Annotated in this window: 19 protein-coding genes; 12 read left to right on the top strand and 7 right to left on the bottom strand. The window is 65.6% G+C overall.

Annotated features, from left to right (window positions below):
• Positions 1 to 11: 11 nt before the first annotated feature.
• The 4 genes from QM707_RS13630 to QM707_RS13615 all read right to left on the bottom strand — a co-directional run bounded on the left by QM707_RS13630 (position 12) and on the right by QM707_RS13615 (position 3,266).
• Positions 12 to 1,589, bottom strand: a complete 1,578-nt coding sequence (locus QM707_RS13630) for an alpha/beta fold hydrolase (RefSeq protein ID WP_415002419.1) — start codon at positions 1,587 to 1,589, stop codon at positions 12 to 14.
• 10 nt (positions 1,590 to 1,599) lie between these two features.
• Complete coding sequence (locus QM707_RS13625) at positions 1,600 to 1,797, bottom strand: helix-turn-helix transcriptional regulator (protein WP_415002418.1); 198 nt, start codon at positions 1,795 to 1,797, stop codon at positions 1,600 to 1,602.
• Positions 1,794 to 2,378, bottom strand: coding sequence for a hypothetical protein (locus tag QM707_RS13620; RefSeq protein WP_415002417.1), 585 nt, complete (start codon positions 2,376 to 2,378; stop codon positions 1,794 to 1,796). The genes QM707_RS13625 and QM707_RS13620 overlap by 4 nt, the downstream gene beginning before the upstream one ends.
• A 138-nt stretch (positions 2,379 to 2,516) precedes the next feature.
• On the bottom strand, positions 2,517 to 3,266 hold the full coding sequence (locus QM707_RS13615; protein ID WP_415002416.1) for a ferredoxin--NADP reductase: 750 nt from the start codon (positions 3,264 to 3,266) through the stop codon (positions 2,517 to 2,519).
• A 103-nt stretch (positions 3,267 to 3,369) separates the two neighbouring features.
• Between QM707_RS13615 and QM707_RS13610 the strand changes: the two genes are divergently transcribed.
• Positions 3,370 to 4,308, top strand: coding sequence for an ABC transporter ATP-binding protein (locus QM707_RS13610; protein WP_415002415.1), 939 nt, complete (start codon positions 3,370 to 3,372; stop codon positions 4,306 to 4,308).
• The gene (locus QM707_RS13605; protein ID WP_415002414.1) at positions 4,305 to 5,081 is read left to right on the top strand and encodes an ABC transporter permease; all 777 of its coding nucleotides are present in this window, start codon (positions 4,305 to 4,307) and stop codon (positions 5,079 to 5,081) included. The genes QM707_RS13610 and QM707_RS13605 overlap by 4 nt, the downstream gene beginning before the upstream one ends.
• A gap of 49 nt (positions 5,082 to 5,130) precedes the next feature.
• Here the strand turns inward: QM707_RS13605 and QM707_RS13600 are convergent, their stop codons facing one another.
• Both QM707_RS13600 and QM707_RS13595 read right to left on the bottom strand, forming a co-directional pair.
• Positions 5,131 to 8,196 carry an efflux RND transporter permease subunit gene (locus tag QM707_RS13600; RefSeq protein WP_415002413.1) on the bottom strand — a complete coding sequence of 1,022 codons (3,066 nt, stop codon included), beginning with the start codon at positions 8,194 to 8,196 and terminating at the stop codon, positions 5,131 to 5,133.
• Positions 8,193 to 9,293 (bottom strand): efflux RND transporter periplasmic adaptor subunit, encoded by a 1,101-nt coding sequence (locus tag QM707_RS13595; RefSeq protein WP_415002412.1) that lies wholly within the window; start codon positions 9,291 to 9,293, stop codon positions 8,193 to 8,195. Before QM707_RS13595 ends, QM707_RS13600 begins: the two co-directional genes overlap by 4 nt.
• 82 nt (positions 9,294 to 9,375) lie before the next feature.
• Between QM707_RS13595 and QM707_RS13590 the strand changes: the two genes are divergently transcribed.
• From QM707_RS13590 to plsB, 5 genes are all read left to right on the top strand, one after another.
• A complete protein-coding gene (locus tag QM707_RS13590; protein WP_415002411.1) occupies positions 9,376 to 9,903 on the top strand; it encodes a MarR family winged helix-turn-helix transcriptional regulator in 528 nt (175 codons plus the stop codon).
• A 38-nt stretch (positions 9,904 to 9,941) separates the two neighbouring features.
• The gene (locus QM707_RS13585; protein ID WP_415002410.1) at positions 9,942 to 11,921 is read left to right on the top strand and encodes a UvrD-helicase domain-containing protein; all 1,980 of its coding nucleotides are present in this window, start codon (positions 9,942 to 9,944) and stop codon (positions 11,919 to 11,921) included.
• A gap of 67 nt (positions 11,922 to 11,988) precedes the next feature.
• Entirely contained in the window at positions 11,989 to 12,879 is an 891-nt protein-coding gene (locus tag QM707_RS13580) for a 5'-nucleotidase, lipoprotein e(P4) family (protein WP_415002409.1), read from the top strand.
• 275 nt (positions 12,880 to 13,154) lie between these two features.
• Entirely contained in the window at positions 13,155 to 14,033 is an 879-nt protein-coding gene (locus tag QM707_RS13575; protein WP_415002408.1) for a hypothetical protein, read from the top strand.
• Positions 14,034 to 14,040: 7 nt separating this feature from the next.
• Positions 14,041 to 16,590 (top strand): glycerol-3-phosphate 1-O-acyltransferase PlsB, encoded by a 2,550-nt coding sequence (gene plsB / locus QM707_RS13570; RefSeq protein WP_415002407.1) that lies wholly within the window; start codon positions 14,041 to 14,043, stop codon positions 16,588 to 16,590.
• 17 nt (positions 16,591 to 16,607) lie between these two features.
• Here plsB and QM707_RS13565 read toward each other — a convergent pair whose 3' ends face one another.
• Positions 16,608 to 16,817 carry a YdcH family protein gene (locus QM707_RS13565; protein WP_415002406.1) on the bottom strand — a complete coding sequence of 70 codons (210 nt, stop codon included), beginning with the start codon at positions 16,815 to 16,817 and terminating at the stop codon, positions 16,608 to 16,610.
• Positions 16,818 to 16,886: 69 nt separating this feature from the next.
• On the opposite strand from QM707_RS13565, the gene ttcA reads away from it, so the two are divergent.
• The 5 genes from ttcA to QM707_RS13540 are packed head-to-tail and all read left to right on the top strand — an operon-like array spanning position 16,887 to position 20,597.
• Positions 16,887 to 17,801 carry a tRNA 2-thiocytidine(32) synthetase TtcA gene (gene ttcA / locus QM707_RS13560; protein ID WP_415002405.1) on the top strand — a complete coding sequence of 305 codons (915 nt, stop codon included), beginning with the start codon at positions 16,887 to 16,889 and terminating at the stop codon, positions 17,799 to 17,801.
• Positions 17,802 to 17,854: 53 nt separating this feature from the next.
• The gene (locus QM707_RS13555) at positions 17,855 to 18,766 is read left to right on the top strand and encodes a recombination-associated protein RdgC (protein WP_415002404.1); all 912 of its coding nucleotides are present in this window, start codon (positions 17,855 to 17,857) and stop codon (positions 18,764 to 18,766) included.
• A gap of 44 nt (positions 18,767 to 18,810) precedes the next feature.
• Positions 18,811 to 19,299 (top strand): nuclear transport factor 2 family protein, encoded by a 489-nt coding sequence (locus QM707_RS13550; RefSeq protein WP_415002403.1) that lies wholly within the window; start codon positions 18,811 to 18,813, stop codon positions 19,297 to 19,299.
• Positions 19,296 to 20,060, top strand: a complete 765-nt coding sequence (locus QM707_RS13545; protein ID WP_415002402.1) for a M48 family metallopeptidase — start codon at positions 19,296 to 19,298, stop codon at positions 20,058 to 20,060. The genes QM707_RS13550 and QM707_RS13545 overlap by 4 nt, the downstream gene beginning before the upstream one ends.
• Positions 20,061 to 20,087: 27 nt before the next feature.
• On the top strand, positions 20,088 to 20,597 hold the full coding sequence (locus QM707_RS13540) for a hypothetical protein (RefSeq protein WP_415002401.1): 510 nt from the start codon (positions 20,088 to 20,090) through the stop codon (positions 20,595 to 20,597).
• The last annotated feature ends 242 nt before the right edge of the window (positions 20,598 to 20,839 follow it).

The following is a 20,839-nucleotide window of genomic DNA, read 5'->3' as shown; positions in this document are numbered from 1 at the left end:
CGAGCCGGGGCTCAGGGTTCCCAGCCGTAGAAACCGGTGAAGGCCGGCGTATAGGGCACGGTGTCGAGGCAGCTGGCATCGAGCGCCTTCGGGTCGCGCGTTTCGACGAAGCGCGCGAAGAGCTTCGGCATGCAGCCGATCGGCAGGACGTTGTGGCCCTGGCCGCGCACGACCAGGTGGCGTGCACGACTCAGCACCGGCTTGGCATCCTTCGGGACCGCCGCTTCCGGATCGGCCAGGCCGTACAACACGGCGTCGCCGTAACGCGGCGGCGTGACCGGGTCGAATTCGCCCGAGAGGATGAGCACCGGCACATCGCCACGCAGCGGTTCGCGGAAGCCGGTCGGCCGCTCTCCGTGCGGCCAGGCGCCGCATTGCGCCTTCAGCACTTCGATGAGACCGATGCCGATCAGGCTGTCGGCATCGGCGGGATCGGACTTCAGTTCGCCGGCGTCCTCGGTGCAGATCACCGACAGCTGCATGCCATGCATGATCTGTTCGCCCAAGGTGCCCGACAGCAGCTTCGACAAGGCCATCAGCGGTTCGTAGCGGCCCTCGGTGGCCTCGCGCAGCTGCAACGGCAATACGCTGGCCGCCGCCGGCGAATAGGCGAACATGCGCGCCAGCATGCCGACGTCGGAGGGGCGCATGCGCTCTTCCTTCGCGTCGCCGGTGGTCGCATCGCGATAGCGCACCAGCGGCGGATCGGTCTGCAGCTTGGTCATCAACGCGTTCAGTCGTTCGCGAGGATTGCCGACGTTCTGATTGCAGGACTTGTCCTGCGCGCAGCGGGCGAACTGCAGATCGAGCGAACGTTCGAGGTTCTTCGCATGCATGTTGCCGAGCACGAGCGAGTTCGGCACGATGCCGTCGATCGTCACGGTCCGCGTATGCTGCGGATAACGCTTGGCGTACTGCTGGGCGACGCGCGACCCGTAGGAAACGCCCATCAGGTTGATCTGGTCGGCGCCGAGCGCGGCGCGCACCGCGTCGAGATCCTGGATGGCGTCGGTGGTGGAATAGAAACGCGGGTCGGCGGTCTTCTGCAGCTGCTTGGCGCAACGCGCCGCGAAAGCGGTGGCGTCTTCCAGGCTCTCGTCGCCCTCCTCAAGCACCGCCGACTTGCCCTGGCTGTCCTTGCATACGAGTTTGTTCGAACTGCCGGTGCCGCGCTGGTCCACCAGGATCACATGGCGGCGCTTGCCCATGTCGGCAAAGGCCGGCGCGATGCCGGGAAACGATTCGAGCGCGGATTGGCCCGGACCGCCGGCGAGCATGAACATCGGGTCGGGTTCGGCCTCGCCTTTGGCGGGGATCCAGGCGATGGCGAGACGGATCTTGCGACCGCCCGGCGCCGCATGATTTTCCGGGACCTCGAGCGAACCGCATTGCGCCTGCAGGCTTTGCGTGCCGAAATCGGGCGACAGCGAACAGGGCCTGAAATCGATCTGGCCATAACGCCGCACTACATCTGTCGTCGTTTCGGTGGAGGCCGCGGTGCGCGCTGGCGCCTGTTTGTACAGATGCTTGTATCCCAGGATGCCGGCCACCAGGGCCAGGGCGATCAGGAAGCGGATTTTCCGGTTCATGGCTTCGGACTCATGGAGTGTCTTCGATGAATATCTTTTCGATGGGCAGTTCGAACAATCGCGCGATCTTGAAAGCCAGCGGCAGGCTCGGATCGTACTTGCCAGTTTCCAGCGCATTCACGGTCTGTCGCGAGACCACCAGCTGTTCGGCCAGTGCGCCCTGCGACCAGTTGCGCGCTTCGCGCAGTTCGCGCAGCCGGTTGTTCATCCGTAGCGCCGGGCGATGAAAACCTTGACTACGCCGTACAACACGCTCAGCAAAGGGAATACCCAAAGCATCGCCACTTTCGCCGACACGTCGATGATCGCGGCGGTTTGCAGGAAACCCGCCGCCATGTAGCCGCCGCTGAGCAGCAGGGCGGCGATCGCGCCCGATTCGAGTTCGATGCGGCGCTGCATTTCGTCCGAGTCGCGCACGTAGCGCACGAACGCACGCATGACCCAGGCGACCAGCAGCACCGGAAGCAGGGCGACGACGACGCGCAGCCAGGCGGCGTCCACCATGCCCAGCAATCGACGCCAGACCAGCATCACGCCGACGTAAACCCCCATCGCGGGCATCAGTTCGCGCAGATAGCGGCGCGACAACGCACGCGGCACGGAATCGCTCATGTCCGGCAGCCACCAAACCAGCAGGGCGCCGATGATGCCGCCGACGCCCAAGCCAACCCAAAGGCCGCGCGTCATGTCGGCCAGCGGCCAGCCCAAGGCGGCCGAGAGGGAGGGCAGTCCCAGGCAGGCCAGCGCAGCGAGCAAGAGCCACAGGGCCTTGCGACGGCAGGCCGTCATACGCCGGTCTCGGCGAACTGACCCGGCATGGGCGGGGAGAGAGGCTGCGCGGACATTCTGGTCTGTCAAGGATGCTTGACAACGAAAATAGCCCAGGCCCGAACGGCCTGTCAAGCATCCTTGACAGGATGAGGCGGCCTACTTGTTGCTGACGTATTTTTCCCGGCGGATGTGCGGGATCGGCAGCCCCGCCGCCTTCAGCAGTTCGAAATTGGTGTCCACCATGTTCGGGTTGCCGCATAGGTAGGCAATGTCTCGCTCGGGGTCGGGAGCCAGGTCCGCCAGGGCGTCCTGCACATAACCTCGACGGGCGTCCGGTCCCGATGTGACCGGAAGCTCGCGCGAAAAGCACGGCATGAAGCGGAAGCGCGGATTGGCCGCGGCGAAATCGGCGAAGTCGTCGCCATAGATGAGTTCGTCGCCGGTGCGCGCGCCGAACAGCAGCACGACCTCGAGATCGCGCTCGCGCAACAGCTGCGCGATCTGCGGCAGCATCGCGCGATAGGGCGTGACGCCCGTTCCGGTGCCGATGAGCAGATAGCGCCGGTTCTCGTCCTTCGGCGACAGGCAGAAGCGGCCATAAGGCCCGCTGGCCTCGATCTGCTGGCCCTGGTCGAGCGCGGTAAACAGGTTCGTCGCGGCGCCGCCCGGCACGTAGCTCACGGCGATCTCCACGGCTTCGCCTGGGCCGAGCGCGTGGTCGTGCATCGTCGCCAGCGAATAACTGCGTCGCGCCGGTTGCCCGTCCGGCGCGGCGAAATGCACCTGGATGAACTGACCCGGGATGAAGTCCAGCGGCTGGCCGTCGTCGCGGGTGAATTCGAGATGGCGGACGGAAGGCGCCAGCATGCGGCTGCCGACCAGTTTGAGCGGGAAATGCACGGGCATCGGGGAATCCGGGAAACGGCGAACGGGCGAAAAGCGCGCCCGGCAAGCCCGATATACTAATGGGGTTGCGCCTACGGCGCTCGCTTGCCGAGACGAAGACGGAATGTCGACCACTCCCGCCCTGGAAATCCAGGATCTGCGCAAGACCTACGACAACGGCGTCGAAGCGCTCAAGGGCGTTTCCCTGACCGTCAAGCCCGGCGACTTCTTCGCCCTGCTCGGCCCCAATGGCGCCGGCAAGTCCACCCTGATCGGCGCGGTCAGTTCGCTGGTCAATCCGAGCGCGGGGCGCATCGACGTGTTCGGCGTCGACCTGCAGGCCAGGCGCAGCGAAGCCATGCGCCTGGTCGGCCTGGTGCCGCAGGAAATCAACTTCAACATGTTCGAGCAGCCGTTCGACATCTGCGTGAACTACGCCGGCTTCTACGGCATCGAGCGCGCCGAAGCCGAACAGCGCGCCGAGCGCGAACTGAAAGCGGCACAGCTGTGGGACAAGGCACGGGTGATGAGCCGCACGCTGTCGGGCGGCATGAAGCGACGCCTGATGATCGCGCGGGCGATGATGACGCAGCCGAAGCTGTTGATCCTCGACGAGCCGACCGCCGGCGTCGACATCGAGATCCGCCGCAGCATGTGGCGCACGCTGAAGGAAGTCAACGCCGCCGGCACGACCGTCATTCTCACCACGCATTACCTCGAGGAAGCGGAAAGCCTGTGCCGCAACCTCGCCATCATCGACAAGGGCCGCATCATCGAGCAGGGCCCGATGAAGTCCTTGCTGGCCAAACTCGACGTCGAAGCTTTCGTACTCGACGTCGACGGCCAGTTGCCATCGACCCTGCCGCAAATCGACGGCCTGAAACTCGAAGCCAGCGACGACCATACGCTGGTGCTGGAGATGCCGCGCAGTCGCGACATGAACGGCGTGTTCGCCGCGCTCGACGGCGCCGGCATCCGCGTGCGTTCGCTGCGCAATCAGACGAATCGCCTCGAGGAATTGTTCGTGCGCCTCACCGGCCAGGCGCAGGAGCAGCAGGCATGAGCAATCCGAACGTCGTCGCCCTGAAAACCATCGCCCGGCGCGAAGTCGCGCGCATCCTGCGCATCTGGGGCCAGACCCTGGTGCCGCCGGCGATCACGATGACGCTGTACTTCCTGATCTTCGGCAAACTGATCGGCCGCCAGGTCGGCAACATCGGCGACATCACCTACATGGATTTCATCGTGCCCGGCCTGGTCATGATGGCGGTCATCCAGAATGCCTACGGCAACATCAGTTCTTCGTTCTTCGGCGCGAAGTTCGGTCGGCATGTCGAAGAGCTGCTGGTCTCGCCGATGCCGAACTGGGTGATCCTCGGCGGCTACGTCGCCGGCGGCGTACTGCGCGGACTGATGGTCGGCGCGATCGTGCTGGTGATTGCGATGTTCTTCACCACGGTGAAGCTGCCGCATCCGCTGGTGACGTTCACGACGGTGCTGTTGGGCGCGACGATCTTCTCGCTGGCCGGCTTCGTCAACGCCGTGTATGCGAAAAAATTCGACGATATCGCCATCATCCCGACCTTCATCCTGACGCCGCTGACCTACCTCGGCGGTGTGTTCTATTCGGTGAAGATGCTGCCGGATTGGGCGGAAACGGCCACGCACGCCAATCCGATCTTCTACATGGTCAACGCGTTCCGTTACGGCCTGCTCGGCGAAGACGCGATCGACATGCCCTTGTGGATGGCGTATGCCGTGATGCTCGGCTTCGTCGTCGCGCTCGGCTGGCTCGGCCTGCGTCTGTTGACGAAGGGCGTGGGATTGCGGAGTTGATCGAGGGCCGCGGCGCCTTTCGCGCGCCGCGGACCAGAACGGCGACGGCTCAGGCCGCTTGCTCCTTGCCCATGCGCAGGCCGCGCCGCTTGAACCATTCTCCCAGGTCGTCCAACACCGTATAGGCCGCCGGAATCACCACGAGGCTCAATAACGTCGACGTGATCAGGCCGCCGATGACGGCGATCGCCATCGGCGCACGGAAACTCGAATCGCCGGAGAAACCCATCGCGATCGGCAGCATGCCGGCGCCCATCGCCAGCGTTGTCATGATGACCGGTTGCGCGCGCTTACGGCAGGCATCGACCAGCGCATCGTGCTGGCTCATATGACCTTCCTGTTCGGCGATGACCGCGTAGTCCACCAACAGGATCGAGTTCTTCGTTGCGATGCCGATCAGCATCAGCAGGCCGATCAACGCCGGTAGCGACAGCATGTTCTGCGTCACCAGCAGGGCACCGAACGCGCCGCCGGCGCAGAGCGGCACGGCCGTCAGGATGGTTAGCGGCTGCAGGGCGTGGTTGAACAGCAACAACAGCACCATGTAGATGCATGCCAGGCCCGCCGCCATCGCCAACAGGAACCCGACGAACAGCTCGACGAAGACTTCCGCATCGCCCGTATTGAGGAAACTGACGCCGGCCGGAAGTTTCTGCACGCTCGGCAGTTTCTGCACTTCGGTCATCACTTCGCCGAGCGGCCGCCCGTTGAGTTCGGCGGTGAAGGTGATGTTGCGTTGGCGCTGATAACGCGAGATCTGCGCCGGCCCGCTGTCGGCGCGGATATCGGCGACGGCCGCCAGCGGCACCGAGCCGTTCTTGCTCGGCACGCGCAGACTGCCGATCAGTGCGGGATCGGCCAGCGTGCCTTCGTCGAAACCGACGCGGATCGGCACCTGGCGCTCGGGCAGGTTGAGCTTGGCCAAACGCTGCGCGTAGTCGCCCGCGGTGGCGATGCGCGCGGCTTCGGCGATGTCGGCGCTGGCCACGCCGAGTTCGGCCGCGCGTGCATCGTTCGGCACGATCACGAGTTCGGGTCGCAGCAACGAGGCGGAAGAGGTGATGCTGCCCAAACCTTTCAGCGTGCGCAGATCGCGCTCCAGCGCCTGGCCGGCTTCGAGCAGGGTGCGCGCGTCGTCGCCGGCGAGCACGAGCTGCATCAGTTCGCCGGGTTCGGTGCTGATGAAGCTAACGCGTGCGCCGGGCAGATCGGCGAGCTTCGCGCGCGCTTCGCGTTCGAGCGCCTTCTGGTCGCGTTCGCGCGTTTCGGGTTTGCCCCAATCGAGCACGAGCGTGGACTTGCGCACCTCGCCGACACCGGTCTTGGTCGGATCGCCGATGTCGAGCACGCTGCCGACGGTGGTGTAGACCTGCTTGAGTTCGGGGATTGCCTTCAGCTTCGCGCGGGCCTGCTCGGACGCGGCGACGGTGTCCCGCAAGGGTGTGCCCGGAGGCAACTCGATGCTCAGGTTGCTATGGCCAAGATCGGTGAAGGGAATGAAAGTCGCTGGAATGAAGGGCACGATGGCCAGCGAGGCGAAGAACATCACGGTGGCGATGATCAGCGTCCACCAGCGATGACGCAACGCCGCGTCCACCCAACCGAGATACCAGGTCATCATGCGCGACTCGCCGCTCTTCTCTGGATGCGCCTTCAATTGGTAGGCCGCCATCATCGGCGTTAGCAGGCGCGCGACGACCAGCGAGAACACCACCGCGGTCGCTGCCGTCCAGCCGAACTCGCGGAAGAACTTGCCGGCGATGCCCGGCATGAAGGCGACCGGGACGAACACCGCGGCCAGCGTCAGCGAGGTCGCGATCACCGCAGTGCCGATCTCGTCGGCGGCATCGCGAGCGGCGTCGATCGGCGACTTGCCCATGCGCAGGTGTCGCACGATGTTCTCGATCTCGACGATGGCATCGTCCACCAGGATGCCGACCACGACCGACAGCGCGAGCAGGGTGATGAGGTTCAGGCTGAAGCCGAACAAGTGCATCACCGCGAAGGTCGGGATGATCGACAGCGGCAGCGCGACGGCCGAGACCCAGGTCGCACGCCAGTCGCGCAGGAACAACCAGACGACCAGCAGCGCCAGGGCGGCGCCTTCCCACAGCATGGTCATCGACGAATCGTAGGACCGTTCCGCTTCTTCCACGACCGAACTCACCAGCTGGAACTTCACGCCGGGATGGGCGGTCTCCAGTTGCGCCAGCACCGCGCGCACTTTCTCCGCGACCTCGACTTCGCTCGAACCGCGCGTGCGCGACAACGAGAAGGCGACGACGGGCTTTCCGTCGAGCAGGGCGACCTGGCTCGGATCGGCCGCGCCGTCGCTGACGGTCGCCAGCGACGACAAGCGCACCGAGCGCCCGTCGCCGAGCGTGATGCTGAAATCGCGCAGGGCATCGGCATCGGCGATCGTGCCGACGGTACGAATCACCTGCTGCTCGCCATGCAGCTCGGCCTTGCCGCTGGGCCGCTCGACCTGGCTGCGCGCCAATTGCTGCGAGACTTGTCCGGCGGTGATGCCCCAGGCCTGCAGCGCCCGCGGGTCGAGGTCGACGCGCACCTGGCGTTCGATGCCGCCGGAGCGCGTGACCTGGGCGACGCCGGGAACGCCGTACAGCGCCTTGCTGACTTCGCGATCGACGAACCAGCTCAGTTCGTCGGGCTGTATGTCCTTCGCCGCGACCGCATAGGTCATCAGCGAACCGCCGATGTTCACCTTGGCGACGATCGGCTCCTGGATGTCCTGCGGCAGATCGGCGCGGATGCGGGTGATTGCGTCGCGCGTATCGTCCAGCGCGGTGGCCAGGTCCGTATCGAGCAGGAATTCGATGGTCGTCGTGCTCGCGCCTTCGGTGACGCTGGACATCGTGCGTTTGATGCCGGGGATCGTCGCCACCGCGTCTTCGACGCGGCGCGTGACTTCGGTTTCCAGCTGGCTCGGCGATGCGCCGGGCAGTGGCACCGTCACGGTGACCATCGGGAAGGAAATGTCGGGGAAGCGCGACACCGGCAGCTGGTGGAAGCCCCAGAGACCGGCGACGCACAGCACGAAGAACAGCATCAGCGCCGGCAGCGGCCGGTTGATGGCCCAGGCGGAGAAATTCATCGTTCCGGACCTGCCGTGTCGCCGACGATGCGCACGACGTCGCCGTCGCCAAGGAAACCGGCGCCGCGTTCGACCACGCGATCGCCGGCCTTGATGCCTTCCAATATCTCGGTACGACCGTCCTGCGTGGCACCGGCGCGCACGCGCAGGCGGTGCGCGATGTTCTTCGCATCGACGGTGAAGACGTAGGGATAGCCATCGCGCTGGACGACGGCGGCCGTCGGCACGGTGACGCCGCTGCTGTCGCCGGTGAGGATGCGGCCTTGCACGAAAGCGCCGACCTTCAATGCGCCGGGATCGGGCAGGTCGGCGTATACGGTGCCGGTGCGCGTCTGCGCGTCCAGTCCCGGGGTCACCGCGCGCACGCGGCCTTCGATCATTGCGCCATCGGTCGCGAGGATGCGGACGATCGCGCCGGGGCGAACCCGGGCGAGTTCGGCTTCCGACAGCTCCGCACGCCATTCCAGCCGACCCTGCCGGATCAGGCGCAGCAGTTCCGCGCCGGCCATCACGACCTGACCGGGCTGCACCATGCGCTTGGCGATCACGCCATCGTCTGGTGCGCGCAAGGAAGCGAAATCGCGGCGCAGCTGCACGCCGTCGCGTTGCGCGCGCGCCGTCGCCTGTCGGGCTTCGGCTTGCACCATCGCCGCGCGCAGTTCGTCGAAGGCGCTGGCGCTGATAAGTTTCTCCTTCGCCAGCATCTGGCCGCGGGCGAGATTGGTTTTCGCCAGCACGACGCCGGCATCGGCTTCGTTCGCGGCGGCCTGCGCCTGGCGCAGTTCGCTGTCGAGCGTGCGATGGTCGAGTTCGAGCAGGACCTGCCCTTTCCGCACTTGCTGACCGACGTCGACGTTCAAGGCGGTGACGCGCACGCCGCTGATCTCGACGCCGAGCTGCATTTCCTCCCAGGCGGACACCGGGCCGGAGGCGAGCAGGCTGCGTTCGATCGTCGTCGTCTGCGCGCGCGTCAGGCTGACCGCGAGGCTGGCGGCGGGCGCGGCGGCGTTGTTTTCCGCCTCGGGTTTCGATCCGCAGGCGGAAAGGGCGAATGCAAACGCGAGCGCGACGGCGGCGCGATGAAGGGGTAAAGCCATGGTGGGGGCTCGATACAGATATCAGGGGCATGATATGATATCAGCCTCCTGACAATATGTGCCAGACGTCCCGAGCCAGCGCATGCCAGCCGCCGACAAATCCGATCCGTTGAACCTCGCGCTCAAGCAGCTCGACAACTTATGCCGAATCGTCATGAGCGCGCGCCTGCGCGCCCAGGGCGTGGAAACCAGCTATCCGGCGGCGGCGGCCCTGGCCTTCCTGGAAGAGACGCCCGGCCTGTCGGGTGCGCAATTGGCGCGTTGGGCCATGGTCACGCCGCAGACGATGAACCAGATTCTGGCCGGGCTCGAACGCGACGGCCTGATCCGCCGGGAACCCGATCCCGAGCACGGCCGCATCCTGCGAACCTTCCTGACCGCGAAAGGCCAGGCGGAAAACCGCCGCTGCGAATCGCTGGGCGACCAGTTGATCGAAGACATGCAGGCCGGCATGACGCGCGCCGATCGCAACGAATTCCTGCGCCTGATCCGCCGTTGTCGCGACAACCTGCAGTCGCTGGCCAAAGACGAGAAGGACGGCGCGGAAACCGCAGCCCCGCCACGCAGGGCCGCGGCAAAAAAACAAGCCCCCACGAAACGGAAACGCTGAGCGAAAAAAGGCGGCGCAGCGGCTAGACTATGCGCCGCATGTCCGCAATGAATCCCCCGCAGAAAGCCGCCGTCGAATATTGCGACGGCCCCTTGCTCGTGCTCGCCGGCGCCGGCAGCGGCAAGACGAGGGTGATCACCGAGAAGATCGCCCACCTGATCGCGCGTGGACGGCACGAGGCGAAACACATCGCCGCCATCACGTTCACCAACAAGGCGGCGCGCGAGATGCGCGAGCGCGTGGCCAAGCGCGTGAAAGGCGACAAGGCCGAGGGGCTGACCATCAGCACCTTCCATTCGCTTGGACTGCGCTTCCTGCAGATCGAGCACGCGCGCGCCGGTTTGCGCCGCGGATTCTCCATCTTCGACGGCGACGACCAGCTCGCCATCGTCAAGGATCTGTCGCCGGCGGGGCTGAAGAACGATGCGCTGTACGCGCTGCAGAACCTGGTCTCGACCGCTAAGAACAACGGCCTGACCCCGGAACAGGCGGCCGAGGCCGCGCGTTCGGCCCGGGAACGCGAAGGCGCAGCCTTGTACTCGCGTTATCAGGCGCGGCTGCAGGCGTTCAACGCTGTCGATTTCGACGACCTGATCCGGTTGCCGCTGCAGCTGCTCGAAGCCGATGCCGATCTCGCCGCCGGTTGGCGGGAGCGCATCCGCTACCTGTTGGTGGACGAATGCCAGGACACCAATGGCGCGCAGTATCGATTGCTAAAACAACTCGCCGGCCCACGCGGCGCGATGACCTGCGTCGGCGACGACGATCAGAGCATCTACGCCTGGCGCGGCGCGCAGCCGGAGAACCTGGACCAGTTGGCGCAGGATTATCCCAGCTTGAAAGTGATCAAGCTCGAGCAGAACTACCGCTGTTCTGGCCGCATCCTGCGCTGCGCCAACACGCTGATCGCGAAGAACCCGCATGCGCACCTTAAGGAGCTCTGGAGCCAGCATGGCGACGGCGAGCCGGTGCGCGTCTGGGAATGCCGCAACAACGAGCACGAGGCCGAACGCGTCGCGGCGGAGATCCATTACCTGAAACAGGCCAAGGAAATCCCCTGGGGCGAATTCGCCATCCTGTTCCGTGGCAATCACCAGTCGCGTGCGCTGGAAAAGGCACTGCAGCTCCTGCGCATCCCGTATCACCTGACCGGCGGTACCGCCTTCCTCGATCGCGGCGAAGTGAAGGACGCATTGGCGTGGTTGCGCGTACTGGCCAATCCCGACGACGACGCGGCCTTCCTGCGCGCGATCGCCGCGCCCAAGCGCGACGTCGGAGCGACGACGCTGGAAAAACTCGCCGGCCTGGCGCAGCAGGCGCAGCTTCCCCTGTCGAAGGCGGCCGACAGTATCTCCTTGCTCAAGCAGCTGACGCCGCGCGCGGCCAACGGCTTGAACGAGTTCAGCGCGATCGTGCATAGGTTGCGCGCTGCCAGCGAACGCCTGACGCCGGCCGAGCTGACGCGCGAACTGCTGCAGCAAACCGGATTGCTGGCGATGATCCGGGCGCAATGCAAGGACGAGGCTTCTTATCTGCGGCGCAAGGAGAATCTCGACGAACTCGCGCAATGGTTCGAGCAGGCAAGAGGCGGCGGCCCTGGCGAACTGGCGGCGCAACTGGCCCTGCTGTCCAATGCCGACCGCGGCGAACCGGGCAATCAGGTGCGCTTGATGAGCCTGCATGCGGCCAAGGGTCTGGAATTCGACGCGGTCTTCATCGTCGGTTGCGAGGATGGCAATCTGCCGCACGAAGCCAGCCTGGAAGAAGGACGGCTGGAGGAAGAGCGACGGCTGATGTACGTTGGCATCACGCGGGCGCGCCAGCGCCTGTACCTCTCGCATTCGGCCGAGGCCAAACGCTGGGGCGAAAGCCAGCACCTGTTGCCCAGCCGCTTCTTCGACGAATTGCCGGCCGGCGATCTGTTGCGGGATGGCGCCGATCCCGAACGCGATTCGGCCGAGAAGAAACAACGCGGGCGTGCCCACATGGACGCGATCGCGGCCCTGTTCGATTCGTGAGCCGGTCGACGCCCGCCGATGCCCGTGGGTCTGCGACAATGCCGCCACTCATCCACCGACCGATGCCATGAACGCACTCCGACTGCTCCCGCTTTCCCTGCTCGCCCTTTCACTCGCCGCCTGCGTGCCGACGCAGACGCGACCGCCGCCGCCGCCGGTCGACGATCAGCCCGAAGCGCCCGCGGGTCCGGCGGCGCAAGACAATCTCAACGCCGTCGCCTGGATTCAGACGTCCGTCGAATACCGATTGATCGCTGGTCAGACTTACCGACTGGCGCTGGGCCAGCTCGATCGCGCGCTGAAGACGCCGACCTGGGACGCGCTGGTACCGGAAGAACGCGATACGCCGATCAAGAACCTGCCGCCTGCGGTGATCGTGGACGTGGACGAGACGGTGCTCGACAACTCGCCGTACCAGGCGCGCCTGATTCGCGACGGCAAGCCCTACAACGAATTCACCTGGAGCGAATGGGTGAAGGAAGAGGCGGCCAAGCCGGTGCCGGGCGCCCTCGAGTTCGCGCGCGCGGCCGCCTCGCGCGGCGTCACCATCTTCTACGTCTCCAACCGCGTGCAGGATCTGAGCCCGGCGACCTTGTCGAACCTGCGCAAGGCCGGGTTCCCGATCAAGGACGAGAGCCAGTTCCTGGGTTTGGGCACGGTCGTGGAAGGCTGCGAGGACAGCGGCTCCGAGAAAGGCTGTCGCCGCCGCCTGGTCGGGCGCACGCACCGGGTGTTGCTGCAGTTCGGCGACCAGCTCGGCGACATGGTCAGCGTGCTGGCCAACACCCTGGACGGTCGCGAACAAGCCATCCGCCCCTACCTGGGCTGGGTCGGCGAGCGCTGGTTCGTCTTGCCGAACCCGAGCTATGGCAGTTGGGAGCCGGCGCTTTTCAATAATGAGTGGTCCCAGCCGGAGATCGAGCGCCGACGCCAGAAGCAGGAAGCGCTGCATTACTGATTAAAATCAATTATTTATAATGATTGATTAAAGTATTGAACTAACTCAAGGCCCGGAGTAAGCTGGCGCTGTTCGCGAGTTCGAGATCCCTGATCCGACGAATCCACAACACGTTCAGTCCTCCGGAATACCGGATTTGATGGGAGGCCCCGGCCTCCCTTTTTTTCGCCCGATCAACGGCTTGGCCCATTCGGCCGACGCTGGCTCGCCGCGTTGCGGCGGCCTGGCCTGGCCGATCTGATAAATTTCCCCTCCCACTCGCTGTCCAACCGACGATGCCCCGGTTTCTCTCCCGCGTCGCCCTCATCCTGCTGTGCCTGAGCCTGCTCGGCCTGAACGCCTGTCGTCGCGACGTCGTCGCGCCGGGCGATCCGGTCGCGGCGGTCAAGGGCCTGGCCGACGCGATTCGCGACAACGACCTCGTGCGCTATTCGCGCCTGAGCCTGCCGCCCGAGCTGCACGCGAAAATGGAGCGGCGCTGGTCCGACCGCCTGAAGGTCGCGCCAGCGCCGACCGAAGAGCAGCGCAAGGACTATGCGCGCTGGATGGCACGGCTCACCGCGCCGGACGCGGAAGCGAAGTTGTACAAGTCGCTCGACCCGAAGCTCAAGAAGTTCGAATCCGAGGTCGGCACCCAATGGCCCTTGATGCAGGCGACCGCCGGCATCTTCGTCAACGGGCTGATCCAGACCAATTCGAAGCTGAGCCAGGGCGAGAAGGCGCACGCCAAGGCACTGGGCGAAGTCTTTCTCGCCTGGCTCAAGCCACAGATGATCACCGACCGGGCGCACGCCCGGCAGGCCATCGCCGTGGTCGTGGAAACCGCGCGCGAGATCGAGCTGCCGACGTTGGAGGATTCGCGACGCCTGGAGATGATTCCGGCGCTGGAAAAAGGCGGCATCGCATTGGCCGGGCTCAAGCGCATCGGTCGCCTCTATGGCGTCGATGCCGATGCGGCCCTGGCCGGCGTGCAGACGCGCGTGAAGGCCGTCGATGGCGATATCGCGACGATGGTCGTCACCTATCCCTTGCTGGGCCGCAAGGTCGAGTTCGAGATCGAGCTGATCCGTCGCGACGGCCGTTGGTACCGCGCCGACGCCGTGCGCGAGGCCGAGCGCGAGCTGGCCCTGCCCTTGAGCGCGAAGGGCGCCTGACGCCGGCATGACCGAACAACCGCCGCTGCCCCTGCCGCCGCCGACCGCGCCCGCTGCGCACCCCGCCACGCGTTCGCGCCCCTGGTGGGCGAAACTGATCGGTCGTTTCCTTGCGCCCTGGATAGAGATCAAGCGCGAACCGACGGTGCCGCCGTTCACCCTCGACCGGCCGGTGTGTTACGTGCTCGAAGACTACGGATTCTCGAACACGCTGATTCTCGATCGCGCCTGCCGCGAAGCCGGCCTGCCCTCGCCGCTGGCGCCGCTGCCGGGCGATCCTCTCGGACGCAAACGCGCCTACGTGGCGCTGTCGCGGCGTGGCGGCAGTCTGAGCCGACCACGCAACCGCACGCATTCCGACGGCCTGTCGCGATTGCTCATGGCGCATCGTCTGTACCCGGATCAGGATGTGCAGCTGGTGCCCGTCTCGATCTTCGTCGGCCGCGCGCCGAGCCGGCAATCGGGCTGGTTCTCGGTGCTGTTCTCGGAAAACTGGGTGATCGTCGGCCGCTTCCGTCGCCTGCTGGCGATCCTGCTCAACGGCCGCGACACCAGCGTGCAGTTCTCGCCGAGCGTGCGCGTGCGCGACATCCTCGGCGAGGACCTGTCGCACGAACGCACCGTGCGCAAGGTCTCGCGCCTGTTGCGCGCGCATTTCCGCAAGATCCGCGCCGCCGTCATCGGCCCCGACCTGTCGACGCGGCGCCTGCTGGTGGATCGCGTGCTCGATGCCGAGCCGGTGCGCAAGGCCATCACCGAACAGGCGCGGCGCGACAAGAGCGAGTACCTGGAAGCCTGGAAAAAAGCGCACGGTTTCGCCTGGGAAATCGCCGCGGACTATTCCAACCCCGTCGTGCGCTCGCTGTCGTTCGCGCTCACCGGCTTCTGGAACCGTATCTACGACGGCGTCAGCATCCATCACCTGGACAAGCTCAAGCAGGTGACGCCCGGCAACGAGATCATCTATGTGCCCTGCCATCGCAGCCACATGGATTACCTGCTGCTGAGCTACTTGCTCTACCAGAACGGCGTCGTGCCGCCGCATATCGCCGCGGGCGTGAATCTCAACCTGCCGGTGATCGGATCGGTGCTGCGTCGCGGCGGCGCGTTTTTCCTGCGCCGGAGCTTCAAGGCGAATGCGTTGTATTCGGCGGTGTTCTCCGAATACGTGGCGCAGCTGCTGGGCGAAGGATTCTCGATCGAGTACTTCATCGAGGGCGGACGCTCGCGCACAGGCCGCCTGCTGGCGCCCAAGGGCGGCATGATCGCGATGACGCTGAAGGCCTTCCTGCGCGCGCCCAAGCGCCCGGTGGTATTCCAGCCGGTGTACATCGGTTACGAAAAGCTGATCGAGGGCAAGAGCTATCTCGACGAACTCACCGGCCAACCCAAGCAGAAGGAAACGATCTGGGCGCTGATCCGCGGCGTGTTCGAGATACTGCGCTCGCACTACGGCCGGGTCACGGTGAACTTCGGCGAGCCGATCGCGCTCGACGACGTGCTGGCGGCGCATGCGCCGGACTGGCGCGAGCGCCTGAAGGATCCCGACGACAAACCGACCTGGGTGGGCGATGCCGTCGACGACCTGGCGCAACGCATCCAGATCAACATCAATCGCGCCGCCGACGTCAATCCGATCAACCTGCTGGCGATCTCGCTGCTGTCCACGCCCAAGCACGCGATGGGCGAAGCCGACTTGCTGGCGCAGTTGGCGCTGTCGAAGAAACTGCTTGCCGCTTTGCCCTATTCGGATCGCGTTACCGTGACGCCGCTGGAGCCCTCGGAGATCATCGCCTACGGCGAACGCATCGGCGAGCTGACCCGGCGCAAGCATCCGCTCGGCGACGTGCTCAGCGTCGAAGGCGAAACCGCCGTGTTGCAGAGCTATTCGCGCAACAACGTGCTGCACCTGTTCGCCGCCGCGGCCTGGGTGGCGCTGTGCTTCCAGAACAACCGGCGCCTGTCGCGCGGCGGCTTGCTGCGCCTGGGTCGCAACATCTATCCCTTCATCCAGGAAGAACTCTTCCTGCCATGGACCGCGGACGCGTTCGCCGAACGCCTGGATGCGACGGTCGAGCTGTTCATCGCCGAAGGACTGCTGGCGATGGCCAACGACGAGGAGGGCGGCATCCTCGCGCGCGGCCCGGGCCAGACCGATGAAGTGTTCCGGCTGCGCGCGATCGCGCACAGCCTGCAACAGGCCTTCGAGCGCTACTTCATCGCCATCACGACCCTAGTCAAGAACGGCCCGCGCACGATCAGCGCCGGCGAACTCGAAACCCTGTGCCAGCTCGCCGCGCAGCGCCTGAGCCTGCTGTATGCGCCGGCGGCGCCGGAGTTCTTCGACAAGTCCCTTTTCCGCGGTTTCATCGGCAAGTTGCGCGAACTGAAGCTCGTCTGGATCTGTCCTGACGGCAAGCTCGATTTCGACGAGCGCCTGACGGTTTGGGAAAAAGACGCCAAGCTCGTGCTCAGTCGCGAACTGCGCCACACCATCACCAAGATTTCGCCGGAAGCGGTGGGCAAAGCGACCGCCTCGCCGCCGCCGGCCCCCTGAGGCCGGCGCACCCAGGCTCAGGCATCGAGATCCGGGATCAGCTGGTTCTCGAGGTAGGCGATCATGTCCTTGATGCGCAGCTTGCGCTTCTTCAGCCGCTTCACTGCCAGCTCGTCGGCCTGGATGCTTTCCGCCAACCGCTCGATCGCGTCGTCGAGATCGCGGTGCTCCGTGCGCAGCTCGATGAGCTGGGCGGCGATGCGGGCGGGGTCGGGCGGCTGCGTCATGCGTTTCTCCGGCGGCCAGCGACCAGCTTACACGTCCTGCGCGACGCCGCCAGCAGGTAAAATGGCGGAATGAATCTCCCGCTGCCCGTGATCGAACGTCCGCTCGCCGATCCGTCGCCGAAGCCGTCGGCGCGCAAGCCCTCGGTCGACCGACAGAAGCTGGCCAAGCGCTTGCGCCGCCAGGTCGGGCAGGCGATCGCCGATTTCGGCATGATCGAAGACGGCGACAAGATCATGGTTTGCCTGTCCGGCGGCAAGGACAGCTACACGATGCTCGACGTGTTGTTGCAGCTGCAGAAGAAGGCGCCGGTGCGCTTCGAACTGGTGGCGGTGAACCTGGACCAGAAGCAGCCGGATTTCCCCGGGCACGTGCTGCCAGATTACCTGCGCTCGCTCGGTGTGCCGCATACCATCCTTGAGCAGGACACCTATTCGGTGGTCAAGCGGGTCGTGCCGGAAGGCAAGACCCTGTGCTCGCTGTGCTCGCGCTTGCGCCGCGGCGCCCTGTACAACCATGCCGAGGCCGAGGGTTTCACCAAGATCGCGCTCGGCCACCACCGCGATGACCTGATAGCCACGCTTTTCCTGAACCTGTTCTTCCACGCCAAGATCGCCTCGATGCCGCCGAAGCTGCGCAGCGACGACGGCAAGCACGTGGTGATCCGACCGCTGGCCTACGTGCGCGAAGACGATATCGCCGATTACGCGCGCGCGAAGGAGTTCCCGATCATTCCCTGCAACCTGTGCGGCTCGCAGGAAAACCTGCAACGCAAGATCGTCAAGCGCATGATGGACGCTTGGGAGAAGGATGCGCCCGGTCGCCTGGACAATATCGCCAAAGCCCTGTCCGACGTGCGGCCTGCACAACTGGCCGACAACAAGCTCTTCGATTTCCTCGGGCTCGGCCGTCTCGGCGAAACGCCCTTGCCCGATGCCCATGCCTGGCTGTCCGGCGAATCGGCGGCCGCTGCCGAGCAAGACTGATACGCGCGACCGCAGGCGGTCGCTTTCCGAAACTTCTTTCCATAGCCCTGCGAATGTTCTTTCGAAACCTGACGTTCTTCCGCTTCCCCGCTCCAAAAAAGAAAGCCTTCGATCATCTCGACGACGCCCTCGCCGAGGCGCGCCTGAAGCCGGTCGGCCCGCTTGAGCCGTCTTCGCGCGGTTTCGTCTCGCCCTTCGGCCGCGACGAGGAAGCCATGTCGCATCGCATCGGCCAGGCGATCTGGCTCACGCTCGGCGGCGAGGATCGTATCTTGCCGGCATCGGTGATCAACGATGCGCTCGGTCGCAAGATCGTCGAGCTTGAGGACAAGGAGGGGCGCAAGCTCGGCGGTCGCGCGCGCAAGCGCCTGAAGGAAGACCTCGTGCACGAAATGCTGCCGAAGGCCTTCGTCAAGCCGATGCGGCTCAACGCCAGCCTCAACCTGAAGCACGGATTCCTCGTCGTCGATACTTCGTCGCGCAAGTCGGCCGAAAGCTTTGCCAGCGAATTGCGGCATGCGCTGGGCAGCTTCCCGGCCGTGCCGCTGAACGCCGAAGTTTCGCCGCGCAACGTGCTTACCGGCTGGATCGCCGGCGAGCCCTTGCCGGAGGGCTTGGCGCTCGGCGACGAATGCGAGATGAAGGATCCGATCGATGGCGGCGCTATCGTGCGCTGCCAGCGCCAGGAGCTCCAGGGCGACGAGATCCGCCAGCACCTAGAAGCCGGCAAGCAGGTCACGCGGCTGGCGTTGACGCTCGACGACCATCTGAGCTTCGTGCTGGGCGAAGACCTGGTGGTGCGCAAGCTCAAGTTCCTCGACGGCGCGGTCGATTCGCTGGAGAACACCGAACGCGATTCGCTCAACGCCGAACTCGATGCCCGCTTCGCCCTGCTGTCGGGCGAACTCTCGCGCCTGTTCGCGGTGCTGGAGAAGGCGTTGCAGTTGAGCCAGCCCGAGGCCTGAGCGAAAGGCCTCGCAAATCCAGGCGGTAGCGCTAGAATCGGCGCATGCATCCCAACGCCGCGCTGCTGACGCGTTTCTACACGGCCTTCGCCGCGCTGGACGATGCGACGATGGCGGCCTGTTACGCGCCGGACGCGCGCTTCCGCGACGAGGTCTTCGAACTCGCCGGGCGCGACGAGGTCGCGGCGATGTGGGGCATGCTCTGCGCCGCGACCCGCAGCAAGGGCCGGGACGCGTGGTCGCTGGAGTTCTCCGGCGTCGAAGCCGACGACCGCAGTGGGCGTGCGCACTGGGAAGCGCACTACCGCTTCAGCGCCACGGGTCGGCTGGTGCACAACCGCATCGACGGCACGTTCGAGTTCCGCGATGGCCTGATCGTCGCCCACCACGATCGTTTCGATTTCTGGCGTTGGTCGCGCCAGGCCCTCGGGGCGCCGGGCGTCCTGCTGGGTTGGTCGCCGATGTTGCGGAAGAAGGTGCGCACGCAGGCGGCGAAGAACCTCGCCGCGTTCCGGGCCGGCCGCACCGGATGATCAGCTGGCTGCGGTTCGAGGAACCCCTGCCGCTGGAAGAATGGCGCAACCTCGTGCTGAGGGACGGAAGCTCCGTGCCGGTGCGCTGGGTGCGCGACAAGCGTGCGCGCCGCTTGCGCCTGATGCTGGGCGAGAAGGGCGTGCGTCTGACCTTGCCCCGGACGGCCTCGGTGCGCCTGGCCGAAACCTTTCTGTTCGAGAATCGCGACTGGCTGGCCGAACAGTTGGCGCGCCTGCCGCCGGTCGACACGCGCCCGTTCGGCAGCGAGGATCGCGAGCTGAGGCTGCGCGGGGAGGCGCTGCCGATCGACTGGCGCGAGGGCCGCTTCCTGCGGGTCGAGCGGACGGACGCGACCGTGACCATCACCCGCACGGCCCGCAGCAGCGACAAGCAGCTGCGCGCGGCAATGCGTGCGTTCTACCAGCGCGAAGCCGAGGCCGACGTCGGTCGTTGGCTGCCCGCCTGGTCGCCGGGGCTGCCGCGACCGCCGGCTTCGCTGCGCTTCCGCGCCCTGTCTTCGCTTTGGGGTTCGCTCAGCGCGACCGATGCATTGATGCTGGACCTGGCCCTGGTCCTGGGCCGGCCATCGGCTTTCGAATATGTGCTGGTGCACGAACTCTGCCATCTGATCCACCGCGACCATTCGCGTCGGTTCTGGCGCGAGGTCGAGGCGCGTTGCCCGCAGTGGCGGGAGGAACGCGACTACCTGCATGGGGAAGGCCTGGCCCTGAAAGGCGGCCTGCGCCGTTTTTACGCCTGAACCATTCCCTCTTGATGGAGACTTCGCATGAACCGTTCCGCCCTGTTGATCGCTATCGCCACCGCGACCCTGCTCGCCGGCTGCGGCAAGTTCCAGGAGGCGGCCTCGGAAGCGGCGGCCGAAAAGGCGATCGAAGCCAGCACCGGCAAGAAGGTCGACATTAACAACGAGGACGGCCGCCAATCGGTGACGATCGAGACCGATAAGGGCACGTACACGGCGAGTTCTGGCGAGAACGTCGCTCTGCCGCCCTCTTTCCCCAAGGATGTGCATCTGCCGGCCGATGCCAAGTTGATGTCGGCCATGAGCATGGGCCAAGCCCTGTCCGTGACCCTGACCTCGCAACAGACCCTGTCGGCAACCTATGAGACATATAGGAAGGCGCAGACCAGCGACGGCTGGACGGAGACGATGGCCATGCAAGATGCAACGTCGGGCCTGCTGACGATGGAAAAAGGCCAGCAGACCGTGTTGACCCATTTCGTCGCCGAGAACGGCGCGACCACGATGGTCGTCAACGTCCAGCCCAAACCATAGGCCGCGCGGCGGGTCAGCCAGGCTGAACGACGGGCTGGCGATGTCCGGCCATTTGACGGAACTGCGTCACAAAACTTAAAGTTCGAACGTTGTAACTATCGGTTGCGGCAACGTTTTCGGGGAAGGGGGCTTCCGTTCGTGTGCCGATTCATCTGAGGCGCTAGAACTGTTTTCCATCGGCTTGTCCTGTAATCGCAGGGCAATAGTCGATCTTCATCCTTTCTCGGTTTCAGTCGCGACCC

The organism is Arenimonas sp. (assembly GCF_047602345.1).
Lineage (GTDB): Bacteria > Pseudomonadota > Gammaproteobacteria > Xanthomonadales > Xanthomonadaceae > Arenimonas.
Note: the sequence above shows the minus strand (reverse complement) of the source record. Positions and strands in the feature narration are given on the sequence as shown.

Excerpts from the sequence above, each read along its gene's own strand:
- QM707_RS13550 (WP_415002403.1), top strand. The coding sequence starts at position 18,811 with ATGCATCCCAACGCCGCGCTGCTGACGCGTTTCTACACGGCCTTCGCC.
- QM707_RS13610 (WP_415002415.1), top strand. The coding sequence starts at position 3,370 with ATGTCGACCACTCCCGCCCTGGAAATCCAGGATCTGCGCAAGACCTAC.
- QM707_RS13555 (WP_415002404.1), top strand. The coding sequence starts at position 17,855 with ATGTTCTTTCGAAACCTGACGTTCTTCCGCTTCCCCGCTCCAAAAAAG.
- QM707_RS13605 (WP_415002414.1), top strand. The coding sequence starts at position 4,305 with ATGAGCAATCCGAACGTCGTCGCCCTGAAAACCATCGCCCGGCGCGAA.
- plsB (WP_415002407.1), top strand. The coding sequence starts at position 14,041 with ATGACCGAACAACCGCCGCTGCCCCTGCCGCCGCCGACCGCGCCCGCT.
- QM707_RS13585 (WP_415002410.1), top strand. The coding sequence starts at position 9,942 with ATGTCCGCAATGAATCCCCCGCAGAAAGCCGCCGTCGAATATTGCGAC.
- QM707_RS13595 (WP_415002412.1), bottom strand. The coding sequence starts at position 9,293 with ATGGCTTTACCCCTTCATCGCGCCGCCGTCGCGCTCGCGTTTGCATTC.
- QM707_RS13565 (WP_415002406.1), bottom strand. The coding sequence starts at position 16,817 with ATGACGCAGCCGCCCGACCCCGCCCGCATCGCCGCCCAGCTCATCGAG.
- QM707_RS13590 (WP_415002411.1), top strand. The coding sequence starts at position 9,376 with ATGCCAGCCGCCGACAAATCCGATCCGTTGAACCTCGCGCTCAAGCAG.
- QM707_RS13575 (WP_415002408.1), top strand. The coding sequence starts at position 13,155 with ATGCCCCGGTTTCTCTCCCGCGTCGCCCTCATCCTGCTGTGCCTGAGC.
- ttcA (WP_415002405.1), top strand. The coding sequence starts at position 16,887 with ATGAATCTCCCGCTGCCCGTGATCGAACGTCCGCTCGCCGATCCGTCG.
- QM707_RS13580 (WP_415002409.1), top strand. The coding sequence starts at position 11,989 with ATGAACGCACTCCGACTGCTCCCGCTTTCCCTGCTCGCCCTTTCACTC.
- QM707_RS13615 (WP_415002416.1), bottom strand. The coding sequence starts at position 3,266 with ATGCCCGTGCATTTCCCGCTCAAACTGGTCGGCAGCCGCATGCTGGCG.
- QM707_RS13625 (WP_415002418.1), bottom strand. The coding sequence starts at position 1,797 with ATGAACAACCGGCTGCGCGAACTGCGCGAAGCGCGCAACTGGTCGCAG.
- QM707_RS13600 (WP_415002413.1), bottom strand. The coding sequence starts at position 8,196 with ATGAATTTCTCCGCCTGGGCCATCAACCGGCCGCTGCCGGCGCTGATG.
- QM707_RS13620 (WP_415002417.1), bottom strand. The coding sequence starts at position 2,378 with ATGACGGCCTGCCGTCGCAAGGCCCTGTGGCTCTTGCTCGCTGCGCTG.
- QM707_RS13545 (WP_415002402.1), top strand. The coding sequence starts at position 19,296 with ATGATCAGCTGGCTGCGGTTCGAGGAACCCCTGCCGCTGGAAGAATGG.
- QM707_RS13540 (WP_415002401.1), top strand. The coding sequence starts at position 20,088 with ATGAACCGTTCCGCCCTGTTGATCGCTATCGCCACCGCGACCCTGCTC.
- QM707_RS13630 (WP_415002419.1), bottom strand. The coding sequence starts at position 1,589 with ATGAACCGGAAAATCCGCTTCCTGATCGCCCTGGCCCTGGTGGCCGGC.